This window comes from Bacteroides intestinalis (assembly GCF_003464595.1).
Taxonomy (GTDB): domain Bacteria; phylum Bacteroidota; class Bacteroidia; order Bacteroidales; family Bacteroidaceae; genus Bacteroides; species Bacteroides intestinalis_A.
The window spans coordinates 20,710-46,214 of sequence record NZ_QRZF01000010.1 but is presented as its reverse complement, the minus strand read 5'-3'; the positions used below and the strand labels follow the sequence as shown (position 1 = coordinate 46,214).

Below are 25,505 nucleotides of genomic sequence, written 5' to 3'. Positions count from 1 at the left end.
ATATTTTAAAGTCGTCAGGGATTCATATGTTGTAGTTTGTATTATTTCTGCCTTACATACTCCAGAGTGTATCCGTAGTTAGAACTCAGCACTAAAGAATCCGGTGTTAACTTATCTATTTTCAGAGTGTCCACACCTTCAATTTCTATTCCATTACCAATGCTTTTTACTGTCAGGTAAAGCTGATCGCCCTGTTGCTCCCACTCTTTGTATACCAGTGTATGCATATTAATGGAAGATGCTTCTCCATTCTCTTCCAGTTTGATGCCTTGTACTTCTCCGGGTTGGCCGTCGATAGGCATTATCCACGATCCTACTACGGTAACGGGGGCTTTAGTGCCACCACATGCAGCAAAAACGACTGCCATGACAGCCATACTAAAGATTTGTTTTTTCATGATGTCTTTTTTATTATAGTGTAACGTTGAAATCAGCCAATTGTTTTTCGGGGCATAAAGTTAGTTGAAAAATATCGTTTTGCCAGCTATTATTTTATGTTTTCTACATTCCTGTTTAATATATATGTTGATGGGGTATATTGATATCTCTGCTACCTATCTGGATATGGTCAACTCCGTACCTGGTCCGTATAAAGGTACCTTTATTGGGAGTTGATACGGACTTGGTACGGAGATGACACGGATGTGGCTATACTTTAATGAGCATTCAATACCTCATCAGAAACTTTTTATGAAAAAAACTTCAGTTTCCTTTGTTTATTACAAAATAGTTTCTACCTTTGCACTCGCTTTTAAGAAATAAAGCACTCGGGGTGTAGCGCAGTCCGGTTAGCGCACCTGCTTTGGGAGCAGGGGGTCGTGGGTTCGAATCCCGCTACCCCGACAGTAAGGTGAAAGAAGGTGTTATAAATGACACCTTCTTTTTTTTTAAACAACTGGGCACTTTTTCTATTAATCTTATCATTTTATTATAAAAAGTGAAGTAATATATTTCTCTAAAGTGTATATTATTTCTATATTTACTGCGAATGGATAAGTGTCTAAAAATGTAATATCATGGAGGAGAATCAAGATGTTCGTTGGTTGCAGCGTTATGATAGCTTTCAAAAAGCTTGTAAAAGAGTACTTGAAATCACTGAATCCGACAAATCCCCGGAGGATTTATCAGAATTGGAGCAAGAGGGACTTATACAGCGATTTGAATATACTTTTGAACTGGCATGGAAGGTATTACAAGATTTTTTAAAATACAAAGGGTATGAGTTTATGCAAGGTCCTAACGGTGCCCTTCAAAAAGCCTTTGAAGATGGTTTGATTTCCAATCATGATGCTTGGCGGAGAATGGCTAAAGCAAGAGTAACAACCTCGCATACTTATAATGAGGGTGAAGCTATCGAAATAGTAAAAAATGTATTTGAAGAATACGCTGTACTATTAAAGCAATTGAACATTAGGTTAACTCAAGAGAAATCAAATATAGAAAATAATATTTATCCGGAATAACTATGTACGGATTAAGTGATATTGTCATTGCTGATATTTGTAGTGTGCTTGAGAAGCATGCTAATATAGAAAAGGCTGTAATTTTCGGTTCACGAGCTAAAGGTAACTATGGAGAAGGATCGGATATAGATCTTGCTATAGTGGGGAATGATATTTCTTTCAATCAATTGATGGATATAAATATTCAAATAGAAGATTTGGGGTTGTTGTATAAAGTAGATGTTATTGACTATAATAAGAATATCGGTACTCCAATTGGAGACCATATAAATCGAGTAGGTTTACTGTTTTATGAAAAAAAAGAGAAGTAATATAATCACATCTTTAAATAAAACTCTCTTGTCAACGCAATGTATTCCGGCGTAAATTGATTGCGTTCTACCTCAATACATAAAGTTTCCTCCATACATTTTTGTTCCTGATGTCCGAATGCGATAAGTACTCTCCTGCTAGGCTTGCCAGGTTTGGTAAAAACATGAAGGCGTCGTGAAGGGTATAATTTGTATTTCCAGGCTGTGTCAGTTACTAACTTTTCTGCCTCAGTAGGAATGATGATACATACCCTTCCTTGATCTTCAAGAAGGTGTGCCGAACGCCGGAAAAGTAACTCGTAATTTAGTTCGCAGGTATGACGTGCCATATTGCGTTGCTTGTCAGGGCAGTTTAAAGCATCAACAAAATAAGGTGGGTTAGAAACTATCAGATTATATTTATTATCTGTTTGAAACAAACTGAAATCATTACAGATTACTTCTATCCTATTTGCCCATGGAGAACGTGCTATATTTTCTTCTGCCTGAGCTGCCGCGGCTTCATCTATTTCTATAGCCGTAACTTGTGAACGTGGATTACGTTGGGCTAACATTAAAGCTATCAATCCTGTGCCGGTACCAATGTCGAGGATTTGTTGAGGGGCTCCGGCTTCTGCCCAAGCACCCAAAAGAACTCCATCTGTACCTACTTTCATAGCACATTTATCATGCCATATAGTAAATTGTTTAAACTGAAAATAAGGATTTGGCATAGTTTATAGTTATTATTTGAGGGCAAAAATAGGCAAAGTCGGGAATATTACGACTAATTTGGCACTGTTTTTGTCTTTTTATAGAAAAGGTGCTTTATATTAATGAAGAATAGATTAACTTTGCAGGCGCTTTGTAAGCCCTGTCAGTGTGACATAAACTTAAAAAGAACAAAATGAAGAAAAGACTTTACCTAAAAGATATGGAGACAAGAGAAGAAGGAAACTCTTTCTCAGTAATTGCTGATTTTGAGGGGAATGAGGAACAATTGATGGATATTGAAGTGAATGAGATACTTCCGATATTGCCTTTACGGAATATGGTTTTATTTCCAGGTGTGTTTATGCCGGTATCTGTCGGGAGAAAGACTTCCATGAAATTGGTGCGTGAGGCGGAAAAGAAGAGTGCATATATCGGAGTAGTCTGTCAGAAAGTAGCTGAAACGGAAATGCCGATGTTGGAAGATTTGCATACCATCGGTACGGTAGGTAAGATTATCCGTATTCTGGAGATGCCTGATCAGACAACAACGATTATCCTGCAAGGCGTCAAACGTATGGAGTTGGAAGAAATTGTAGATACAACTCCGTATTTGAAAGGACGAGTAAGGGCACTGGAAGAAGATATTCCCGATAAAAATGATAAAGAATTCCATGCTTTGGTGGAAGCTTGTAAGGATCTGACTATAAGATATATCAAATCATCTGATATGTTCCCGCAGGATTCTGCATTTGCTATCAAGAACATTACTAATCCTATGTTCTTGGTAGATTTTATTTGCACGAATCTTCCATTGAAGAAAGATGAAAAGATTGAGTTGCTACGTATTGACTCATTGCGGGCACGTACTTACCGTTTATTGGAGATACTGAACCGGGAAGTGCAGCTTGCCGAGATTAAGGAGTCCATACAGATGCGTGCACGGGAAGATATTGACCAGCAACAACGTGAATACTTCTTGCAACAGCAAATTAAAACCATTCAGGATGAACTGGGTGGCGGTGGCCAAGAGCAGGAAATTGAAGAGTTGCGCCGCAAAGCACTCACAACCAAATGGAGTGTAGAAGTGAGAGATACCTTTATGAAAGAGGTGGATAAATTGGAGCGTACACATCCGCAATCTCCTGATTACAGTGTGCAGCTTAATTATCTGCAAACTATGTTGAGTTTGCCATGGGGAATATATACTACGGATAATCTCAATCTGATTAATGCCGAAAAGACTTTAAATAAAGATCATTATGGCTTGGAAAAGGTGAAAGAACGTATTTTGGAGCACTTGGCTGTATTAAAGTTGAAAGGTGATATGAAGTCGCCTATTATCTGTTTATATGGCCCTCCGGGAGTGGGTAAAACCTCTTTGGGACGTTCTATCGCTGCTGCTTTGAAGCGTAAATATATTCGTATGTCATTGGGTGGTGTGCATGATGAAGCAGAAATCCGTGGACACCGTAAGACATACATCGGTGCTATGCCGGGACGTATTATCAAGAGTCTGATCAAGGCAGGTTCATCCAATCCGGTATTTATCTTGGATGAAATTGATAAGGTAAGCTCAGACCGTCAGGGAGACCCCTCTTCTGCCCTGCTCGAAGTACTCGATCCGGAACAGAATACAACATTCCATGATAACTTTCTGGATGTAGATTATGATTTGTCTAAAGTGATGTTCATAGCTACGGCAAACAACCTGAATACTATTCCCGGACCATTGCTCGACCGTATGGAGTTGATTGAGGTTAGTGGTTATATTACTGAGGAGAAGATCGAAATAGCCCGTCGTCATTTGGTTCCGAAAGAACTGGAAGCCAACGGTATGAAGAAGAATGATATCAAGATACCGAAGAATACGCTGGAGGCAATTATCGAGTCGTATACCCGTGAAAGCGGTGTACGCGAACTGGAGAAGAAAATAGGTAAGATACTTCGTAAATCGGCACGCCAGTATGCTACGGATGGTTATTTTGCCAAACAGGAAATCAAGCCGGGAGATTTGTATGAATTCCTCGGAGCACCGGAGTATACCCGTGATAAATATCAGGGCAATGACTACGCAGGTGTAGTCACCGGACTGGCATGGACTGCCGTAGGTGGAGAAATCTTGTTTGTAGAAACCAGTTTAAGTCGTGGAAAAGGCGGACGTCTGACATTGACCGGAAATCTGGGCGACGTCATGAAGGAATCTGCAATGCTGGCTTTGGAATATATCAAGGCACATGCTTCTTTGTTGAATCTGGATGAAGAGATCTTTGATAATTGGAATATTCATGTACATGTACCGGAAGGTGCTATTCCTAAGGATGGACCTTCAGCCGGTATTACGATGGCTACATCTCTTGCTTCTGCCCTTACCCAACGTAAGGTAAAAGCAAATCTTGCTATGACAGGAGAAATAACACTTCGTGGTAAGGTGCTTCCCGTAGGAGGTATTAAGGAAAAGATTCTGGCTGCCAAACGTGCCGGCATCAAGAACATTATTCTGAGTGAAGAGAATCGTAAGAATATTGACGAAATACAGGAAATCTACCTCAAAGGATTGACTTTCCACTACGTGAAAGATGTGAAAGAGGTATTTGCCATTGCGCTGACCAATGAAAAGGTAGCCGATGCCATTGACCTGTCCGTAAAGAAAGAAAAGACAGAAAAGAAAGCAGAATGACATTCGACTTACAATATACAGACAGTAAAAGTAACGCGCGTGCAGGATTGATAACCACCGATCACGGGCAGATAGCAACACCTATATTTATGCCGGTAGGTACCGTAGGAACGGTGAAAGGTGTGCATGTAACCGAACTGAAAGAAGATATCGAGGCGCAGATCATATTAGGAAATACCTATCATCTGTATCTGCGTCCGGGATTGGATGTATTGGAAAAAGCCGGAGGACTTCATAAGTTCAATGGCTTTGACCGTCCGATGTTGACGGATAGTGGTGGTTTCCAGGTCTTTTCATTGTCGGGTATTCGTAAACTACGGGAAGAAGGTGCAGAATTCCGTTCACATATTGATGGTAGCAAACATATCTTCACTCCCGAAAAGGTAATGGACATCGAACGTACGATTGGTGCAGATATTATGATGGCTTTTGACGAGTGCCCTCCGGGAGATTCGGATTATGCGTATGCCAAAAAGTCATTAGGGCTGACGCACCGTTGGCTGGACCGTTGTATTCAGCGTTTCAATGAGACGGAACCAAAATATGGATACCAACAGTCACTCTTCCCCATTGTTCAAGGATGTGTATATCCTGATCTTCGCAAGGAGTCGGCGGAGTTTATCGCATCGAAGGGGGCGGATGGTAATGCTATCGGTGGTTTGGCGGTAGGTGAACCGGTAGACAAGATGTATGAGATGATTGAGTTGGTGAACGAGATTCTGCCGAAAGATAAACCCCGTTATCTGATGGGTGTAGGTACACCGGTAAATATATTGGAAGGTATAGAGCGTGGTGTAGATATGTTCGACTGCGTGATGCCAACCCGAAACGGACGGAATGGTATGTTGTTTACCAAAGACGGTATTATCAATATGCGCAATAAGAAATGGGAAACGGACTTCTCTCCTATTGAGGCAGACGGAGCTTCTGCTGTAGATACCTTATATAGTAAAGCGTATCTGCGCCATCTGTTCCATGCACAAGAATTGCTGGCTATGCAAATTGCATCTATCCATAATTTGGCTTTTTATCTGTGGCTGGTGGGTGAAGCTCGCAAGCACATCATTGCCGGTGATTTCTCTACATGGAAACCGATGATGGTAAAACGCGTATCTACAAGGTTATGAAAAAACTGAACTGGAAAATAAAAGGTATAAAGTTGCCGGATAACTGGAAGTGGTTGAAGCGGCTCGACTTCTACATTATCAAGAAGTTCCTCGGAACTTATGTGTTTGCCATTGCATTGATTATCTCTATTGCAGTGGTATTCGACTTTAATGAGAAGATGGATAAGTTCATGTCACACGAAGCGCCATGGAAAGCCATTATTTTCGATTATTATCTGAACTTTGTTCCTTACTTTGCCAATCTGTTCAGCCCGCTGTTTGTGTTTATCGCGGTTATCTTTTTTACTTCAAAACTGGCTGAGAACTCGGAGATTATTGCGATGTTTTCTACCGGAATGAGTTTTAAGCGGATGCTTCGACCTTATATGGTGTCGGCTGCCATAATTGCAGTAGTAACCTTTTGCTTAGGCTCTTATGTGATACCTAAGGGGAGTGTGACACGTATCAACTTTGAGGATAAGTACTATAAACAACGTAAATCAAATACTGCCCGGAATATTCAGTTGGAAGTGGATTCGGGAGTAATTGCCTATATTGAACGTTTTGAAGATCATAGCAAGACAGGATATCGTTTTTCGCTGGATAAGTTTAAAGATAAGCAATTGGTATCTCATCTTACGGCTCGTTCCATCACCTATGATACGGCATCTGTTCATAGGTGGACCATTAAGGATTACATGATACGCGAGATGGACGGTATGAAAGAAAATATTGTTAAGGGGGATCGTATTGACAGTACTCTTTTCATGGAGCCTGCTGATTTTCTTATTATGAAAAATCAACAGGAAATGATGACCAGTCCACAATTAAGTGAATATATTAGCAGACAGCGACAGCGTGGATTTGCCAATATCAAGGAATTTGAGATTGAATACCACAAGCGCATTGCCATGTCGTTTGCATCGTTTATCCTTACGTTGATAGGTGTTTCTCTTTCTTCGAAAAAGACCAAGGGCGGAATGGGATTGCATTTGGGTATAGGTTTGGCATTAAGTTTCTCATACATCCTCTTCCAGACGATTGCCTCCACTTTTGCTGTAAATGGTAATGTACCTCCGGTAATTGCCGTATGGATACCGAATATACTCTATGCTTTCATTGCATTCTACTTATATCAGAAAGCACCGAAATAAGGAATAACCGAATGAATAAAAATAAGAAGCCCCTCCTGCTCCTTGTGTTACCACAAGCGCAGGAGGGGCTTTTTTGTTGTATCCATTTCCTCTTTTGTCTTTGCTTCTTCATAACTTTAACGATGCATTCTCATCGTATGCGTATTTAGAAGCAACCTCACTTTCGTCTTACAGGTTCTTTAAATCTTTCATGGCAATGTGCAGTGAAAGCTTAATTCAAGTAAGCTGAAAGTTCTGCAGCAGAGATGTTTTTGGCTATAATCACACCATTATCATCCAGTAAATAGTTAGTAAATCCCCGGCCTAAACGGTACTTTTTAAAGATGCCGGACGACTCGCCTTTAGTTTCCACGAAACAGGTGGGCGTAACTATTTGGTCCTTACGAATGGTTTCCTCGAAGATAGATTGATATTCATCGAATGATACGGAAACCATTTCCACATTGTTGTTTTGAGAAGTTGAACGAAGTGCATTGCTTAAACTTGCGTTTTGCATCCGGGATTGCCCGTCGTAACTTGCCCAGAAACTGAGTAACACATATTTTCCCTTCATCTTGGACAGATTTTGAGTCGGTTGTTGCTCAGTCGACATAGCTTTGATTTTAAAATCAGGGGCTATGTCACCCACATTTAAACCTCCGGTAGGTTTGTCTTTTTCTACGAAAGAAGTCAAGGAACTAATTAGTAATACAACAAAAATCCATTTTACATGCTTCATGTAAGGCGGTTTTGGTTAATACTGGTTGATTTATAGGTGTTTGTCGGACGATGAAATAACGTCTTAACAAACAAATATACGCTCAACGTTTACTAAGATTATAGAACCATTTGTTCCAAATCGGGGGCAAAGGTACAATATTATTATAGAAAATCAAGTAAACGATTGACTTTTTCATGTTATATAACATGTTTTGCATCTCAGGATATCCCCCAACATGATATATATGATGCATTTGATGAATAGATTATGATGTGTTTTCTCATTAGCATTAGAAATTTTGCCTACTTTTGCATCGTGTTATTCATTAATTTAGATAAACAACTTTTATGCAACCATTGAGTACAGAACTTATACTTATCCGGGTCACGGGCGAAGATCGTCCGGGATTGACTGCATCTGTTACAGAAATTTTAGCTAAATACGACGCTACTATTCTTGACATTGGTCAGGCCGACATCCATAATACACTGTCATTAGGTATCTTATGTAAGACAGAGGAACAACATTCAGGATTCATTATGAAAGAGTTGCTTTTCAAAGCGTCTTCTTTGGGAGTGACGATTCGCTTCTATCCTATTTCAGTAAAGGAATATGAAGATTGGGTGAATATGCAGGGAAAGAACCGCTATATCCTTACTTTGCTGGGGCGTAAATTATCTGCCCGCCAGATTTCTGCCGTTACCCGTATTCTTGCTGAACAGGGGATGAATATCGATGCTATCAAACGTCTGACGGGACGTATCCCATTAGATGAATGTGATTCGCGTACACGTGCCTGCATCGAGTTTTCTGTCCGGGGAACTCCGAAAGACCGTATCACTATGCAGGAACAGTTAATGAAGCTGGCGAGCGAACTGGAAATGGACTTCTCTTTCCAGCTTGATAATATGTATCGCCGGATGCGCCGACTGATCTGTTTCGATATGGACTCGACTCTGATTGAAACGGAAGTAATTGACGAATTGGCTATACGCGCCGGTGTGGGCAATGAGGTGAAAGCCATCACTGAGCGTGCTATGCGTGGTGAGATAGATTTTACTGAAAGTTTCCGTGAGCGTGTAGCTCTGTTGAAAGGTCTGGATGAATCTGTCATGCAGGAAATAGCAGAGAATCTGCCCATTACGGAAGGTGTAGACCGCCTGATGTATGTATTGAAAAAGTATGGTTACAAGATAGCCATCCTTTCCGGTGGTTTCACTTATTTCGGGCAATATCTTCAAAAGAAATATGGTGTTGACTATGTATATGCCAATGAATTGGAAATAGTGGACGGCAAGTTGACCGGCCGTTATCTGGGAGATGTGGTAGACGGTAAGCGAAAAGCTGAATTGTTGCGTCTCATTGCACAGGTAGAGAAGGTAGACATTGCTCAGACCATTGCTGTGGGTGATGGAGCGAATGATCTTCCGATGCTGGGCGTTGCCGGATTGGGCATTGCTTTCCATGCCAAACCGAAAGTGGTTGCCAATGCAAAGCAATCTATTAACACGATTGGTTTGGATGGGGTACTCTATTTCTTAGGCTTCAAAGACTCATATATCGATTTGCCGAAATGAGTTGAACTATTCCGCAAATATATTTGTTTCATATAGTGACATATATATTTGCGGAACCTCTTAAATTTGAATACTATGAAGAGAATAAGGAACCTATTCTGTCTCTCTTTACTTTTAGTTGCAGTCGGCTTACCTGCTGTCGCACAAACAAAACTCCATGTTACCCTCCCCGATTCGATAACCACTGTTGGATATGCCACCGGACTTCGTAAGAATCTTTCTGGCCTGGTGGAAAGAATTACAGAAAATCAGATGAATAAAGACCAGATTACCAATCCGTTGGATGCCATCCGTGGACGGGTACCGGGATTGACAATTCTGAAAGGTTCGAATGGACCTGCTGCGCTGGATGCTGTCCGCCTGCGTGGCACTACCTCCCTGACTACTGGAAATGACCCATTAATTATTGTAGACGGAGTTTTTGGTGACCTGAGTATGCTTACATCTATTTACCCGGCGGATATTGAAAGCTTTGTTATCCTGAAAGATGCTTCGGAAACTGCACAGTACGGTTCGCGCGGAGCGTCGGGTGTGATTGAGATTACTACAAAAAAAGGTGTCAGCGGGCGTACAAGCGTTAACTATAATGGAAGTTTCGGCATTGCCTTGAGCTATAAAACAGTGAGGATGCTCAATGGAAATGAATTCCGGGCATTGGCTCAGGAGCGTGGCATCTCTATTTTGGATATGGGAAACAATACAGATTTCCAGAAAGAGATCGAGCAAACGGGATTACAGCATAATCATCATATCGCGTTTTCGGGAGGAACGAATACTTCCAATTATCGTGTTTCACTCGCTCTAATGAATCGTGAAGGAGTGATTGTTAATGAAAAGTTGCAGAACTTCACATCGAATATGAATATGACACAGTATGTATTCGATAATTTTCTTAAATGTGATCTTGGTATGTTTGGTTCCGTACAGAAGGAACGTAATCTGGTGAATCTGCACAAAATATTCTATTCTGCTGCTTCGTATAATCCTACTTTCCCGAATCACAAGAATCCGGAGACCGGTAACTGGGATGGATATGCTTATGCCAGCCAGTTATCACATCCGCTGGCATGGATGGATGTGAAAGACAAGAATGCTACATCGCATATTAGCACGCATGCCCGGTTGACGTTTAATCTGGCCGAAGCATGGAAACTAACTTTTTTCGGTTCCTATACATATAATGTAGTGGAAAATGCGCAGTATCTGCCTGTTGCTGTCTGGGCACAAGGGCAGGCATACAGAGGAGACAAGAAAATGGAATCATTGCTGGGTAACCTGATGCTGTCTTATAAAAAAGAATGGCGGAAACACTTTTTTGATGTTTTAGGACTGGCAGAGATACAGAAAGATAAATATTCCGGATTTTACACTACAGTTACAAATTTCAGTAATGACAAATTAGGCTATAATAATCTTCAGGGAGGTGCCATTCGTCCGTGGGATGGAACTAATTCCTACTACGAAGATCCTCGTTTGGTTTCTTTTATGGGGCGCGTGAATTATACATATGATGACCGCTACATCCTGACGGTGAATGCCCGTGGGGATGCATCTTCCAAGTTTGGCAGTAATCATAAATGGGGATTTTTCCCGGCTGTATCTGTTGCATGGGTAGTTAGTAAAGAGAAGTTTATGGAAAAGCTTTCTTTTATCGATAATCTGAAAATCCGTGCAGGATATGGTTTGGCAGGCAATCAAAATGGCATTGATTCATATACTACGTTGAATCTGATGCGACCTAATGGTATTGCACCGGTAGGTTCTACACCTGTAGTCACAATGGATAAGTTGCGGAATACGAATCCGGATTTGAAGTGGGAAGTGAAACAGACATTCAATGCCGGTATAGAAGTAGCTTTACTGGGTAACCGATTGCTGCTGACTGCCAACTATTATAATTCCAAGACGAAGGATATGCTTTATCTTTATAACGTGAGTGTACCCCCTTTTACTTATAATACTTTGCTGGCAAACATTGGTTCTATGCGTAATTATGGAACAGAGCTATCTATCGGCATTACTCCGCTGAAGACCAAAGACATGGAACTGAATATCAATGCCAATCTGACTTTCCAGCAAAACAAATTACTTTCTCTTGACGGAAACTACCAGGGCGAACATATTTCAGCTACAGAATACAAGAGCCTTGCCGGACTGGATGGTGCAGGATTCCACGGTGGATATAATCATATTGTTTACCAGATTGTGGGTCAGCCTCTGGGTGTATTCTATCTGCCCCATTGTACAGGGCTGGTATCCGATGGAAATGGTGGATATATCTATCAGATTGCCGATCTGAATGGCGGTGGTGTCAGTTTAGAAGATGGTGAAGACCGTTATGTGGCAGGACAGGCTGTGCCAAAGACGATACTTGGTTCTAATATCAGTTTCCGTTATAAAGATTTTGATATATCGCTACAGATAAACGGGGCATTCGGTCATAAAGTGTACAATGGTACTTCGTTGACTTATATGAATATGAACAGCTTCCCCGATTATAACGTCATGAAAAAAGCGCCTGCGCAGAACATTAAAGACCAGACAGCTACGGATTACTGGTTGGAAGATGGTGATTACATTAACTTTGATTATGTTACGTTAGGCTGGAATGTTCCGTTAAAGAATACCCGTTACTTTCAGTCGCTCCGCCTGTCCCTGACTGTTAACAATCTGGCGACAATTTCAGGTTACTCGGGCTTAACGCCTATGATAAACAGTTCGTCTGTAAATGCTACTCTGGGAATAGATGATAAACGCAATTATCCTCTATACCGCATATATACTATCGGACTTAGTGTAAACTTCTAAACCTTAAAGCCATGAAACGTAATTCTATATTTTGTTCGTTTTGTATTTTAGTTGCCCTTTGCTGGGGAATGACTTCGTGCGACGGTTTTCTGAAAGAAAAGTCTCGTGATGCACTGCCTGAAGAGGAAGGTTATAGTAATATCTCTGAACTCTATCTCAATGCAGTGGCATCCCTCTACAATTACATAGGTGGAAATGCTGATAGCCAGGGATTGCAAGGAACCGGCCGTGGTATCTATGACCTGAATACTTTTACCACTGATGAAGCCATTATGCCTACCCGAGGTGGCGACTGGTATGATGGCGGTTTCTGGCAAGGGTTATTTCTGCATAAATGGGGCGTAAACAATGATGCAATACAGGCCACCTGGGAATATCTTTATAAGGTAATTATGCTTAGTAACAACTCTCTGGAACATATAGAGACCTATGCTCTAACCCACTCTGATGTGGAGCTTTCCGGCTATCGCGCCGAGGTACGTGCTTTTCGTGCAATGTACTATTACTATCTGATGGATCTGTTTGGACGTATACCACTGGTTTTACACTCTAATGTTGCTTCAAAAGATATAGTGTTGAGCGAGCGTAAGAATGTATTCGACTTTGTAGTCAGGGAATTACAAGAGGCCGCTCCACTCCTGCCCGCCCAGTTCAGCAACCGTTCCGGCAATTATTACGGACGTTTGACACGTCCTGTTGCATACTTTTTGCTGGCAAAGTTGGCACTGAATGCCGAAATTTACACAGACAATAACTGGACAGATGGTGTTCGTCCTGATGGAAAGAATATCTTTTTCGAAATAGATGGCACTACATTAAATGCCTGGCAGGCTGCAGAAACTTATTGTGATAAGATCACAGCGTTTGGCTATCGCCTCGAGCCGGATTATACAGCTAATTTTGCTGTATACAATGAAAGTTCCGCTGAGAATATCTTTACTGTACCTATGAGCAAAACACTGTACACCAATCAGATGCAATATCTTTTCCGCTCACGCCATTATAATCATGCCAAAGCATTGGGGTTATCCGGTGAAAACGGATCGAGTGCTACCATTGAAGCCCTGCAGACCTTTGGATATGATACCGATCTACAAGACCCTCGTTTTGATTTCTGCTATTATGCAGGTACAGTCTACGATTTGAAAGGTAACGTTGTAAAACTGGATGATGGAACTGTTTTGGTTTACGAGCCGTGGAAAGTAAAGTTAGATATATCCGATGAACCTTACAAAAAGACTGCTGGCGCCCGCATGAAGAAATATGAAATTGATGATAAAGCAATGAAAGATGGTAAGCTGATGGAAAATGATATTGTCTTGTTCCGTTATGCAGATGTGCTATTGATGAAGAGTGAGGCTAAGGTTCGTGACGGACGCGATGGAGATGAAGAACTGAACCAAGTGCGTGCCCGCGTAAGAGCACCGGAACGTGTTGCTACTTTAGAGAATCTTCTTGCTGAACGTCAGTTGGAATTTGCATGGGAAGGTTGGAGACGCCAGGACCTAATTCGTTTCGGACAATTTACCCGTGCTTACAGCAGTCGTCCGCAACTGCCTGACGAGGAAAACGGATATACTACCGTCTTCCCTATTCCAGAGAAAATCAGACAGATGAATCCGGGATGGGAGCAGCATCCGGGCTATTAAAGGAATGGATTGCAAAGTCGCTTCATTCTTTTGTGTTAATCACTTTATTTCCTATCTTTGCGGCTAAATAAAAAGAAACATGAAGTTTTCCGAACTACAACTGAATGACCAGGTGCTTGATGCACTGGAAGCCATGCGCTTCGACGAGTGCACACCTATACAAGAGAAATCCATCCCCGTTATACTTGAAGGCAGAGATTTGATAGCCGTAGCACAGACCGGAACTGGTAAGACAGCCGCTTATCTGCTGCCTGTATTGAATAAACTATCGGAAGGTAACCACCCGGAAGATGCCATCAACTGTATTGTTATGTCGCCTACGCGTGAGTTGGCGCAGCAGATAGACCAGCAGATGGAAGGTTTTTCTTATTTTATGCCTGTCAGTAGTGTAGCTGTTTACGGTGGTAACGACGGAGTACTTTTTGAACAACAGAAAAAAGGGTTGATGTTGGGAGCTGATGTTGTAATTGCTACTCCGGGACGTTTGATTGCTCATCTTAGTTTGGGTTATGTTGATCTTTCGCGTGTCTCCTACTTCATTCTTGATGAAGCCGACCGTATGCTCGATATGGGATTCTATGACGACATTATGCAGATAGTGAAGTACTTGCCCAAGGAACGGCAAACAATCATGTTTTCTGCCACCATGCCTGCCAAGATTCAACAACTTGCTAATACCATCCTCAACAACCCTGCCGAAGTTAAGCTTGCTGTTTCCCGTCCTGCTGAAAAGATCGTGCAGGCAGCGTATGTTTGTTACGAGAATCAGAAATTGGGCATCATTCGCAGCCTTTTTGCGGAGCAGACACCGGAACGCGTAATTATATTCGCTTCATCCAAGTTGAAGGTAAAAGAGGTGACGAAAGCTCTTAAAATGATGAAGTTGAATGTGGGTGAAATGCATTCAGATCTGGAACAGGCTCAACGTGAGGAGGTGATGCATGAATTTAAAGCCGGGCGTGTAAATATCCTTGTTGCCACTGACATTGTGGCACGTGGTATTGATATTGATGATATCCGTCTTGTGATCAACTACGATGTTCCCCATGATAGCGAAGATTACGTTCACCGTATTGGCCGTACAGCACGTGCTAATAATGATGGCGTTGCTTTGACTTTCATCAACGAAAAGGAGCAAAGTAATTTCAAGCAGATAGAAAATTTCCTGGAGAAAGAGATTTATAAAATAGCTGTACCCGAGGAGTTGGGCGAAGCGCCTGAATACAAGCCACGCAGTTATGATGGTAGAGGCAAGAAAAACTTTCGTTCGTCCAAGGGAGGCAGAAATGCGAATAAAGGTGGTAGAAAGAAATAATGGTGAAGTTTTACTACTCCACCATTTTTATATGTAGCTCTTTATCAGCATCAATAGTCAGGTCCACAAGGTGGTAAACGGAGCTTTCCGGAATACGGAGCGTTGCTTCATAGTGATAGCCTTTTCCATTCACTCCCATGAAATCCATATCAGTAAGGATCATCTGGCTGAGTACCTCTTCCGGGAAGACAGTATGGAACATTTTCTTGGTTATATCTTGACCGTACAGTAAATTCTTCCCTTCATAGACACAGATATGTATCACATTGTCGTAGTATACATTGTCGATACCAATTCCTTCATCTGAATAAGTAGTCCTGATAACCTTCATCTTGGAGGGATTAATATAGACGTATCCCCGATAACGTGTCCCTTTATACATTACCACACTATCCTTTTGCACCACTTCGGAGATAGTGGGAATGGCTTCCGCTTCCTGACTGGAGAATGACAGTGTATCTTCCGGGTTTTCTGACTTATGCAGTTTCACGATTTCATCAGAAAGCGAATGGAACCAGAAACTGTATTCTGTCTGCCGGTCTATTTTATAAGCTATAGGGGTATTACCTCGTACATATATTGTGTCGCGAAGTACCTTGAAATAAACTGGAATATTTTGAGGGTCGACATAATAAATCGTATCACCGCTAATACGCATTAACGGCATATCCGTCTCGTCATCTATCCAGATACCTTGCAACATTTCTTTTGCGGTCAGATCTTCCTTGCTGGAAGTCTCTCCACTTTTGACGTTATTGCAAGATGTCAGCATAATAACGAGCACTATAGAAATAGTACTCCACTTCATCATAACTCCCTCCGTTTTAATATTCTTAATGTCCGATGCAATAATAAATAAACCCTTGCTCTTCCATTTCTTTTTTATCATAGATGTTGCGTCCGTCCAGTACTACAGCTCGTTCCATGGTCTTCTTGATAACTGCCCAAGACGGTAACCGGAACTCCTTCCATTCAGTAACCAGCATCAAAGCATCAGCATCAAGTACGGCATCATACATGTCTCTTGCATAGTAAATGCTCTCTCCTATCCGGCGGCGGCATTCGTCCATTGCAGCGGAGTCATAGGCGCGTACTTTACATCCGGCTTTCAGCAATTTATCTATCAGAACCAGTGAAGGGGCCTCACGCATATCATCAGTTTCCGGTTTAAAAGCCAGCCCCCACAAAGCAATTGTTTTACCTTTCAGGTCATTGTTGAAATGCTTGCAAAGCTTATCAAAAAGGATACTTTTTTGCAGTTCGTTTACTTCTTCTACTGCATGCAACACACGCATTTGGTAGCCATTTTGTTCAGCGGTCTTAATGAGTGCTTTCACATCTTTTGGGAAGCAAGAACCTCCATAACCAATACCGGGATAGAGAAACTTACGACCAATGCGGGTATCCGAACCAATACCGCTACGCACCATGTTCACATCCGCACCTACCAGTTCGCAAAGATTAGCTATGTCATTCATAAAACTGATGCGGGTGGCGAGCATTGAATTAGCTGCATATTTAGTCATCTCGGCAGATGGAATATCCATAAATATAACACGGAAATTATTCAGCAAAAACGGCTTATAGAGTTTGCTCATCAGCTTCTTTGCCCGTTCGGACTCTACTCCTACTACTACGCGGTCGGGACTCATAAAGTCATTAATGGCGTTACCTTCTTTTAGAAATTCCGGATTAGAAGCTACATCGAATTGAATGTTAATGCTTCGTTTATCCAATTCTTCCTGAATAGCAGCGCGTACTTTTTTAGCTGTACCAACGGGAACTGTACTTTTGGTAACTACCAATATGTATTTCTGCATATTCCGGCCAATAGTACGGGCGACTTCAAGTACATAACTAAGGTCAGCGCTTCCATCTTCATCAGGAGGAGTACCAACGGCACTGAAAATGACGTCCACTTCATTCAGGCAACTTTCCAGCGAAGTGGTGAAGTGTAGGCGTCCGGCTTTCATATTCCGGTTTACCATTTCTTCCAGACCACTCTCATAAATAGGAATGATCCCTTTCTTCAGTGCTTCGATTTTCTCACTGTTCGTATCTATGCAAATAACGTTGACACCAATTTCTGCAAAACAGGTTCCAGTCACCAGACCGACATATCCTGTACCGACAATAGCTATCTTCATACTCTTTATTCAAAATATACTGCATCCTTAAAAAGAGGAGCAGCTTTATCTTTAGGAGATAATAGTAAATGTTCTTCGGCAACCGGCCAGTCAATGCCTATTGCTTCATCATTGTAGCGGATGGATGCTTCTGCCTGTGGAGCGTACACATTATCCACTTTATACGTAAAAATAGCTTCGTCGCTTAATACCAGAAAACCGTGTGCAAAACCACGGGGAATGAAGAACTGGCGTTGGTTCTCTTCACTGAGTTCCACGCTGACGTATTTGCCGAACGTTGGGGATGTCCGTCGCAGGTCTACTGCCACATCCAGAACTTTTCCTTTAATGACACGTACCAGTTTCGACTGGCAGTATTCTCCTTTTTGATAGTGTAGTCCGCGTAACACGCCGAAAGAGGATTTCGATTCATTGTCCTGAACGAAATGTACATCACCTATGTGCGCTTTAAAATCTTCCTCTTTAAAGGCTTCCATAAAATACCCACGCTCGTCGCGAAACACTTTTGGCTCAATCAACCATACGCCATCAATTTCTGTCTGTATGTAATTCATTTCTTTAGAATATTTTTCGTACTTTCAACTGGCAACCTAAATTGTCGCCATATATCTCTCCGGTATCAAAAGCGATAGAAGCATTGAACTTCCATCCCTTCCATTTACGGGGAGTATAGATAATTGATGCAAAAGTAGAAAAATTTTCTAATATATCGGGTATAGGTTTGAAAGGAGTTCCCCAAGTTTTGTTATATGACAGTTTTGCGAGGTATGTCCATTCACTGCTGATGTCTCCGCTCCAACCTAAATGCATGGCTCGTATACGGTTGTATTTGAAGGACATATCGCCATCTTTGTTGTAAATGGGAGAAGCTATCAATGGATTGGCCATGCTCATCCCCCAATGCACCCAACCGGGATACCAATCATTATTATAGTAGTCATCGGCTCCCCCTGTCTTCTTTACCTCACTGAAGTCTAACCCATGCATCGGGCCACTTTGATTGGTAGTTTGATAATACTCCAGAACGAAACCGTTGATAGCTTGCTTGTGATTGGATTTATACTCGACTCCCCACAATCCGTCAAATCCATTGAGCTTACCCATTCCGCTGAAATCGTCGTAATAGTTTTCCATATAGGCACTAATTGAGAAATCATTGTGACGATAGGTCATCCGGATATGTTCACTGCCCATAAAATTACCTTGATAAGCTATCTGTTCACCCTCCGGGCTGCTGTCATCTCCATGAGTCGGGATAAATACTTTAAAATAATCTTTCCAACTATTGCCCAAATCTCCTGCATCTGTTCCGGCACTTTTGTAACCGCCAAATTGTACATCCAGGCTCATACCTAAATCCAGTTGCCATTTACCTTGTGGTACACCGATGCGGAGAAATCCACTCTTGTGATGGTATTTGATACTCTTGGTATACCAGAAATCTTCTCCAACTTTTTCTTCCTGATATTTATTGTCAGTAAACCATCCGTATGATATTTCTGCTTTCAAGGCAAGGCGCGGCAGTATCTGTACATATTCAGGAAGGCCTATCCATACTTGCGGAATTGGTCTTGCATTTCCTGACCAGAGCAATCCTCCGCTACTTAATTCTTGGTTTAACAAAGGGGAATTAATCTCTTTACTACCAATAAGTAATCCTATCCATTTGTATCGAATATCTGCATATGCCTGTTGCAAAACAAAGGTAGATGTAAACCCTGTAGCCATTGCCATATCCAGTCCACCTTCCAACCTCCATTGGCGGATTGTATCTGTATAGAAAGCACCACCTCTCAAGTAAGTATTATTGTCGATAGAGGAAAGTCCATGCTGATTACTTACTTGCCATAAAGGAGTATTATCGCCTGTGTGGACAGATGCTCCATATTCAACGAAAGATGAAACATTCTGTTGTTTCAGGCCATTTTGTGCTGTCACCACGGAGGATGCAGAGAAACAAAACAGGATTGTGAGTATGTGGCAGACTTTACGCATAGGCTTATCGGAATATGATTTTCACTGTGCTCAGCATTATTCTTAGGTCTAATAAGAATGACCAATGCTCAATATACCATATATCATATTCCACTCTTTTCTTCATCTTGTCTAATTTTTCCGTTTCACCGCGCAAGTTGTGTATCTGTGCCCAGCCCGTTATTCCCGGTTTCACCATAAGCCTTTTGTTGTATTCAGGAATAATATTGCAATATTGCTCAGTATGTATCAGCATATGAGGACGTGGACCAACTACGGACATGTCTCCTTTAAGAACATTCCAGAATTGAGGTAATTCATCAAGACTGGTGATACGTAAGAAACGGCCAAGAGGAGTGATACGCGGATCTTCATGAGATGCCTGCTGTATATCAGCTTCACCATTTGGCAACATAGAACGGAATTTATAACAGGTAAATACTTTCCCATGTTGTCCATTCCTTTTTTGAGAAAATATTATTTTACCGGGCATCATTATTTTGATGCAACACCCAATAATGATATAAGCTAGTGGATATATCAGAATCAAAACTATCGATGCAAATATAATATCGAGAGTTCTTTTTATAAATTGGTTACCTTTCCGTTGCAGCGGGAAATTATATAATGGAGACTGTATATTCATTCTTAAAATATAGCGTACTTTGAATTATAGAACGGTAAACTTTTGCCTATATTGTTTTAAACAATTAAAGAATCATAGATTTCTTTAGTCTGTTGAGCAATGTGATGCCAACTATAAAATGATAGATCATAAGTAATCCGTTTGCTCTGAGATATTTCTATCTTTTCCTTTAGAGTGTGAAGCAAATTACTAAAATCGCCATTTCTGAAATAACATTCATCAGGCAGTCCTATTTCTTTGTTGGCAGGAATATCACTTGCCAGTACCGGGCAACCATAGCTCATCGCTTCAAGTAGTGCAATAGGTAGACCTTCGTGGGTAGATGGCAATACAAATACTTTTGCATATGTATATAATTGTGCTAGTTTATCTCCTTTTATAAAACCTGTCAGGCAAATATTTTTCTCTTTCCGGCATACTTCTTTTAACTTTTGGGCATATTCATCTTGAAAGTCGGCATCTCCGGCTATTACTAATTTCATAGAAGGTGAAGAAAGTTGCGTGAAAGCTTCGACCAGTTGGTCTAAGTTTTTTTCTTTCACAAAACGTCCTACAGCCAAGACATATCCATATTCTGTCAAATCTAAACTTTCAAGATATTCTGTACCAATTACACGCGCTGGTACATTTACTCCATTGTGTATCAGCGTGACGTTTCTTTTTGCTGAATACTGATGATATATTATTTGCCGTATATGTTCTGATATTACAATTATATTATTGGCATAATAGACTCCTGCTCTTTCTCCCATACGTAGTATCCACTTGGCAAAACGCCCCCATTTATCACGGTCATAATCGGGACCATGATGTGTTATCACGACTTTCATACCCAACAAACGCGCGATAGGAGTCATCAGAGCCGGTCCCACAGCATGAATATGAACGATGTCAGCTTTCACTTTGCGAGCATAAATCACAGCTTTAAAAGTATGAACAAAAGCTTCCAGGTGTTTGCTGCGGGGGGTACTGATATCTTTAATAGCAACTTGTTTATAGATTTGTATAGAACGATCCACAGCATAATTGGGACGACGAACGACGATGATCTCGTGTTGTTCATCCGCAATCAAGGGATAGAGTTCCTGACAATGTGTTTCTACCCCACCCTGTATGCCGGGAATACCTCTGGTACCTGTGACAACAATTCTCATTTTTCTTTATTCTCCAAGTTTATGGGATGTCCCAATAACGATTGTATTTTTTGATTTATTACCCATTTCATGGGAATTGCCATGTATTTCTTCATGACAGGGGCAGCAGTACCTACCATCCAGCAATTTTTTGGGCAATTACGCACACAACTTCTGATGTGTCCAGCCTGTTCACTTCTCCATAGTTCTTCAAAGGAAGTCATAGTTCGGATATTTCCCATACTTTCTTTCCAGTATTTGCTTTCCAGTCCGTTACAGGGATAAACATCACCGTATGGATCTACAAAGAAGTTAACCAATCCAGCTTCGCAAGGGAGTAATCGTGGTTGCCCTTTTACATAATTGATTAACCCCCAGTTAAAATATGCACGAAACCAAGATTTGGGATGCTTTTCTTTCAGTTGCCATTCTATCAGTTTACTGAAATTTCCACAAACTTCTGTTTGGTTAGTAATTGTGTTATCTGTTTTATGAAAATAATATGAATTATGTAAGGCGGCAGTTGCGAACTCCATTCCCAATGAACGTGACAATCTATATAGAGAAAGCATATCGGCGGAATTAGAATTAGATACCGTAATGCCGAAACCTATATCTTTCACTCCCATTTCTTTAAGACGTAATAAGGTGCGGAGCCCTTTATCAAAACCTCCTTTCCTCCCCCGGAGCTCATCATTTTTTTGAGATAGCCCTTCGATACTAATACGTATTCCTATTTTAGGAAATTTTTCGGCCAAACGAATGATTCGTTCTTCAAACCATCCCGAAGTAGATATAACAACACGGGGAGATTTGCGGAATGCAACTTCTATAATCTCTTCAAGATCCTCCCGGACAAATGGTTCTCCTCCTGTTATATTAATAAACTTAACTTTAGGAAGCCTTTCCATTTCCATAGGAGTTATCTCCTGGTGCTGATCTGTAGGATTCTGCCATATATTACACATCTGGCACTGCATCGGGCAGCGGTATGTAACGATGATACACATATCAGTAGGCAAACTTATAGCAGATTTCATGTATATATACTATTTATTAATTTATAAAAACATTATTTCTTATTCTACAATCTTAAGCCACTTTTGATAATATTGCTCACTAGAAAAACGTCGTAATGAAGTGGCAGATAATTCATCTCGATTATTAGAGACAACCGTATCAAACATTTTAGTGATAAGTATCGGCAATTCTTCATCTTGTGCAAAAAGAAGGTTACAGTTATCTGATTCTAATAATTCAGGTATTCCTCCAATATCTCTACCTAATACAGGAGTACCACAGCATAGAGATTCAATTACACTGAGGGGATTATTTTCATACCAAATTGATGGAATAACAGTAAAGCACACTTTTCTTAGAAGATTTATAGTATCTTCCATTGTTAAGTGTCCAAGGAATACAATATTATTTGCAGTATATTTCTTCTTCAATTCTGTCTCTAATGGACCGGTACCTGCAATATATAGTCTATAAGGTAGTCGGGATGCAGCTTTTAAAAGCGAATCAATTCCTTTTTCTCTTGAAAGCCGTCCTATATATGCATAAGCCTTCTCTTGTGCAGGACAAGTTGTAGTTTTTATATATTCTGCTTGTTCTTCCCCTATAAAGTTACTAATAACTTGCAATTTATCTGCCGGATAACCGCCTTGCTGCATTTTCTTTGCCATAAAGTGGCTGGGACAAATAAATGTATCTGTCCATGCAGAAAGTTTATCCTTATTCCAATTTACGGCTTCTCCCCATGCTAATACACTTGCTAAAAGATTATTCTTCATACATTTACGAAGCACTACATTCTTCTTATTAGTGAGGCACACCTCACATACTTTTCCATTGCAAAGACAATTATAGGTTGGACATATCAATTTGTAATCATGAAGTGTCCAGATCACTTTAATGCCCTGTTTCTGTGCAAGTTTGGCGATCAGAGGTGAAAGATAAGAATGAATATTATTTAAATGTACTATATCTGGATGAAAATCTTTCAATAATTTTTGGAACCCATTTTCTACTCCTGTTCCCCATAAGATACGTCTGGTAGCTTCAAATTTACCAGATAGCTTAGTAGAAGAAAAATTAATTTCTTTTGCATAAAAAGATCTATTCTCATTTTCTATGTTTTTTGAATGATCCATAGCATAGAAACGAACGGTATGTCCCATTTTGTGCAACATCTGGCCAAGGCTCAGGGTATGAATGCAATCTCCGCCCCGAGGATAAAGGAATTTATTGACAAGTAGAATCTTCATTGCTTATATATTTATTTAGACCACATTTTTAGTGGTTTTATAAAGGTACTATATGATAGTCTTGATTTTATCTTAATGCAATAGTAAAAACAACCATATAGATTAATGCATACAGATCTTGAGGCAAATTTATGGGCTAATTTATATATTATAAGCTGCTTCTCATTTTCAATACCTAAATCATTGAATAGCTTTAGCAAAGATTGAAAATATGAATGCCTTCTTTTTATAAATTTAAACACCTTAAATATTTTTTTCTCTCTTTTGGGCCTAAGAAGTGTCATAGAGTGATCGTGTCTTCGCCAAAAAACTAAAGGGTAAGGAATGTAGATTATACTATTGCGATATGACGCTGAAATAGCTAACCACCAATCGTAGTAAACATCAAAGTTCCATTCATGAATTTCATTAATAAATTCCTTCTTTACCAACATTCGGTGTCCTGATACTACATTATTAAACATGATATCTTCAATACTATTTTCTGGTATATATGAATCAAATTCAACACTTTGCTCTTTATTATAAGGAGTGAGCATTCCAGAGAAAGGTATAGCATCACTATAGGCAAGTACATGAGTTCCTATTTCTCTTATCATTATTTCTATTTTCTCAGGAAACCATATGTCATCTTGATCTGATATAGCGATATAGTTGCCAGATGCAGTATCCATTAATCGCTTAAAATTATAATTGACTCCATGCTTGCCATTCGATGATATGATTTTAATATTCTCATATTTACATGCATAATCATTTAAAATACTCATTGTATTATCCGCACTTCCGTCATCTCCTATTAGTATTTCATAAATAGGGTAAGTTTGAGCAAGGATAGAATCTATTTGCTCTTTTATATATTTTTCGCCATTATAGGATGCAAGTATGACTGATACGGTTTTCATTATGAAGTAAGATATTATAAAGTTTACTGGTATATAGCTCTTTTGAACACTCTGATCTTAGTTTGTTATACAACGCTTTTCCTTTCGCTCTAGCAATGTCAGGGTGTTGCAAATGATACTCTATCTCTTTTCTAAATTGGTCAATATTGTTTTCACAAAGTACTCCTGTTTTGTTATCAATATATTCCTTGGTTACTGGAGTGGATGTTGTTATGACTGTTTTCTGTTGCGATGCAGCCTGGAATATAACAATAAGTCCTGCAGGTGCATCAGTATTAAGTGGAAGCATTACAATGGATGATTCCTGTAACAACTTATTAAACTCAACCAATGATACATTCTCAAAAATATGTATATTATCGGATATTTTAATTTTTGAATAATATTTTTGAATAAAAGTGGGCATAACCAAAGTAAATTGTACATTCGGCATACTTTGACCAATTTTTATAGCTAACTCCCAATCTCTACCATTATTTCCTCCACAAAATACTTTGTTCCCATAGTTTTTATATTCTGTTTCTTCCTTTTTGTCAAAAGGATAGACGTCATGCAAAAGCATATATGAACTTTTAATTCTTAGCTGGCTATTTAATGCCTCACCATATTCTAGAGATGTTACTGTGGCTTCTACATTATTTGCTTGTAATGCCGATTTATATAAGTATGATACAATTTTATTTTTGAAAGTCGGTTTGTTTTTCAATAAGAGATTCAGAATTATAATTCTTCTTTTTGTCCAAAGTAATTTACATACTCCCCAAAAGATAATACCCTGAAAATCATACCAAAATATTAATGTATCGCCAGAAGAAGATTTTAGAATAGCATTCAATACTCCTTTTAGCCATGCAATCCATTTATATTTGCTATCTGGAGAATATATTTCTTCTATGTCGACTCCCTTTTTTCTCAGTGCTTCGACTATATATCCATTATTATCATGGAAGTTATCAAAAACAATATAGTTCATATAT

General features: G+C 40.1%; 22 protein-coding genes and 1 tRNA gene. 10 read left to right on the top strand and 13 right to left on the bottom strand.

The genetic code is table 11. The features are described from left to right. Window positions 1-41 precede the first annotated feature (41 nt). The gene (locus DWW10_RS15010; RefSeq protein WP_022392106.1) at window positions 42-398 is read right to left on the bottom strand and encodes a lipocalin-like domain-containing protein; all 357 of its coding nucleotides are present in this window, start codon (window positions 396-398) and stop codon (window positions 42-44) included. Between the two features lie 370 nt (window positions 399-768). Between DWW10_RS15010 and DWW10_RS15005 the strand changes: the two genes are divergently transcribed. The 3 genes from DWW10_RS15005 to DWW10_RS14995 all read left to right on the top strand — a co-directional run bounded on the left by DWW10_RS15005 (window position 769) and on the right by DWW10_RS14995 (window position 1,774). Next, window positions 769-843: transfer RNA gene (locus tag DWW10_RS15005), tRNA-Pro, on the top strand. Window positions 844-1,016: 173 nt separating this feature from the next. Then, a complete protein-coding gene (locus DWW10_RS15000) occupies window positions 1,017-1,463 on the top strand; it encodes an HI0074 family nucleotidyltransferase substrate-binding subunit (protein ID WP_022392108.1) in 447 nt (148 codons plus the stop codon). 2 nt (window positions 1,464-1,465) lie between these two features. After that, a complete protein-coding gene (locus tag DWW10_RS14995) occupies window positions 1,466-1,774 on the top strand; it encodes a nucleotidyltransferase domain-containing protein (RefSeq protein ID WP_007662583.1) in 309 nt (102 codons plus the stop codon). 5 nt (window positions 1,775-1,779) lie between these two features. Here DWW10_RS14995 and DWW10_RS14990 read toward each other — a convergent pair whose 3' ends face one another. Then, entirely contained in the window at window positions 1,780-2,487 is a 708-nt protein-coding gene (locus DWW10_RS14990) for a tRNA1(Val) (adenine(37)-N6)-methyltransferase (RefSeq protein WP_022392109.1), read from the bottom strand. A gap of 173 nt (window positions 2,488-2,660) precedes the next feature. Between DWW10_RS14990 and lon the strand changes: the two genes are divergently transcribed. From lon to DWW10_RS14975, 3 genes are read left to right on the top strand one after another with little or no spacing between them, the layout of a single operon-like run. Next, window positions 2,661-5,144, top strand: a complete 2,484-nt coding sequence (gene lon / locus DWW10_RS14985; protein ID WP_022392110.1) for an endopeptidase La — start codon at window positions 2,661-2,663, stop codon at window positions 5,142-5,144. Beyond that, window positions 5,141-6,271, top strand: coding sequence for a tRNA guanosine(34) transglycosylase Tgt (tgt, locus tag DWW10_RS14980; protein ID WP_007662586.1), 1,131 nt, complete (start codon window positions 5,141-5,143; stop codon window positions 6,269-6,271). Before lon ends, tgt begins: the two co-directional genes overlap by 4 nt. After that, window positions 6,268-7,404 carry an LptF/LptG family permease gene (locus DWW10_RS14975; RefSeq protein WP_022392111.1) on the top strand — a complete coding sequence of 379 codons (1,137 nt, stop codon included), beginning with the start codon at window positions 6,268-6,270 and terminating at the stop codon, window positions 7,402-7,404. Before tgt ends, DWW10_RS14975 begins: the two co-directional genes overlap by 4 nt. A gap of 211 nt (window positions 7,405-7,615) precedes the next feature. Here the strand turns inward: DWW10_RS14975 and DWW10_RS14970 are convergent, their stop codons facing one another. Further along, window positions 7,616-8,122 carry a redoxin domain-containing protein gene (locus DWW10_RS14970; protein ID WP_022392112.1) on the bottom strand — a complete coding sequence of 169 codons (507 nt, stop codon included), beginning with the start codon at window positions 8,120-8,122 and terminating at the stop codon, window positions 7,616-7,618. A gap of 329 nt (window positions 8,123-8,451) precedes the next feature. On the opposite strand from DWW10_RS14970, the gene serB reads away from it, so the two are divergent. The 4 genes from serB to DWW10_RS14950 all read left to right on the top strand — a co-directional run bounded on the left by serB (window position 8,452) and on the right by DWW10_RS14950 (window position 15,453). Further along, window positions 8,452-9,681 carry a phosphoserine phosphatase SerB gene (gene serB / locus DWW10_RS14965; RefSeq protein ID WP_022392114.1) on the top strand — a complete coding sequence of 410 codons (1,230 nt, stop codon included), beginning with the start codon at window positions 8,452-8,454 and terminating at the stop codon, window positions 9,679-9,681. A gap of 75 nt (window positions 9,682-9,756) precedes the next feature. After that, a complete protein-coding gene (locus tag DWW10_RS14960; RefSeq protein WP_022392115.1) occupies window positions 9,757-12,489 on the top strand; it encodes a SusC/RagA family TonB-linked outer membrane protein in 2,733 nt (910 codons plus the stop codon). 11 nt (window positions 12,490-12,500) lie between these two features. Then, a complete protein-coding gene (locus tag DWW10_RS14955; protein ID WP_022392116.1) occupies window positions 12,501-14,138 on the top strand; it encodes a RagB/SusD family nutrient uptake outer membrane protein in 1,638 nt (545 codons plus the stop codon). A gap of 79 nt (window positions 14,139-14,217) precedes the next feature. Further along, the gene (locus DWW10_RS14950) at window positions 14,218-15,453 is read left to right on the top strand and encodes a DEAD/DEAH box helicase (protein ID WP_118422240.1); all 1,236 of its coding nucleotides are present in this window, start codon (window positions 14,218-14,220) and stop codon (window positions 15,451-15,453) included. A 13-nt stretch (window positions 15,454-15,466) separates the two neighbouring features. On the opposite strand, the gene DWW10_RS14945 is transcribed toward DWW10_RS14950, so the two are convergent. From DWW10_RS14945 to DWW10_RS14900, 10 genes are read right to left on the bottom strand one after another with little or no spacing between them, the layout of a single operon-like run. Next, the gene (locus tag DWW10_RS14945; protein WP_022392118.1) at window positions 15,467-16,264 is read right to left on the bottom strand and encodes a DUF4738 domain-containing protein; all 798 of its coding nucleotides are present in this window, start codon (window positions 16,262-16,264) and stop codon (window positions 15,467-15,469) included. A 22-nt stretch (window positions 16,265-16,286) separates the two neighbouring features. Next, a complete protein-coding gene (locus tag DWW10_RS14940; RefSeq protein ID WP_022392119.1) occupies window positions 16,287-17,600 on the bottom strand; it encodes a UDP-glucose dehydrogenase family protein in 1,314 nt (437 codons plus the stop codon). A gap of 5 nt (window positions 17,601-17,605) precedes the next feature. Further along, window positions 17,606-18,154, bottom strand: a complete 549-nt coding sequence (gene rfbC, locus DWW10_RS14935) for a dTDP-4-dehydrorhamnose 3,5-epimerase (protein ID WP_022392120.1) — start codon at window positions 18,152-18,154, stop codon at window positions 17,606-17,608. Between the two features lie 4 nt (window positions 18,155-18,158). Then, window positions 18,159-19,595, bottom strand: coding sequence for a capsule assembly Wzi family protein (locus tag DWW10_RS14930; RefSeq protein ID WP_022392121.1), 1,437 nt, complete (start codon window positions 19,593-19,595; stop codon window positions 18,159-18,161). Window positions 19,596-19,599: 4 nt separating this feature from the next. Continuing rightward, window positions 19,600-20,220, bottom strand: coding sequence for an exopolysaccharide biosynthesis polyprenyl glycosylphosphotransferase (locus tag DWW10_RS14925; RefSeq protein WP_118422239.1), 621 nt, complete (start codon window positions 20,218-20,220; stop codon window positions 19,600-19,602). 56 nt (window positions 20,221-20,276) lie between these two features. Continuing rightward, a complete protein-coding gene (locus DWW10_RS14920) occupies window positions 20,277-21,374 on the bottom strand; it encodes a glycosyltransferase family 4 protein (RefSeq protein WP_022392123.1) in 1,098 nt (365 codons plus the stop codon). Continuing rightward, window positions 21,371-22,393, bottom strand: a complete 1,023-nt coding sequence (locus tag DWW10_RS14915) for a radical SAM protein (RefSeq protein ID WP_022392124.1) — start codon at window positions 22,391-22,393, stop codon at window positions 21,371-21,373. Before DWW10_RS14915 ends, DWW10_RS14920 begins: the two co-directional genes overlap by 4 nt. Window positions 22,394-22,432: 39 nt before the next feature. Next, window positions 22,433-23,623 carry a glycosyltransferase gene (locus DWW10_RS14910; RefSeq protein WP_022392125.1) on the bottom strand — a complete coding sequence of 397 codons (1,191 nt, stop codon included), beginning with the start codon at window positions 23,621-23,623 and terminating at the stop codon, window positions 22,433-22,435. Between the two features lie 11 nt (window positions 23,624-23,634). Beyond that, window positions 23,635-24,528: a glycosyltransferase gene (locus tag DWW10_RS14905; RefSeq protein ID WP_022392126.1), complete on the bottom strand. Its 894-nt coding sequence runs from the start codon at window positions 24,526-24,528 to the stop codon at window positions 23,635-23,637. Beyond that, window positions 24,494-25,501, bottom strand: coding sequence for a glycosyltransferase (locus tag DWW10_RS14900; RefSeq protein ID WP_022392127.1), 1,008 nt, complete (start codon window positions 25,499-25,501; stop codon window positions 24,494-24,496). The genes DWW10_RS14905 and DWW10_RS14900 overlap by 35 nt, the downstream gene beginning before the upstream one ends. Window positions 25,502-25,505: the final 4 nt, after the last annotated feature.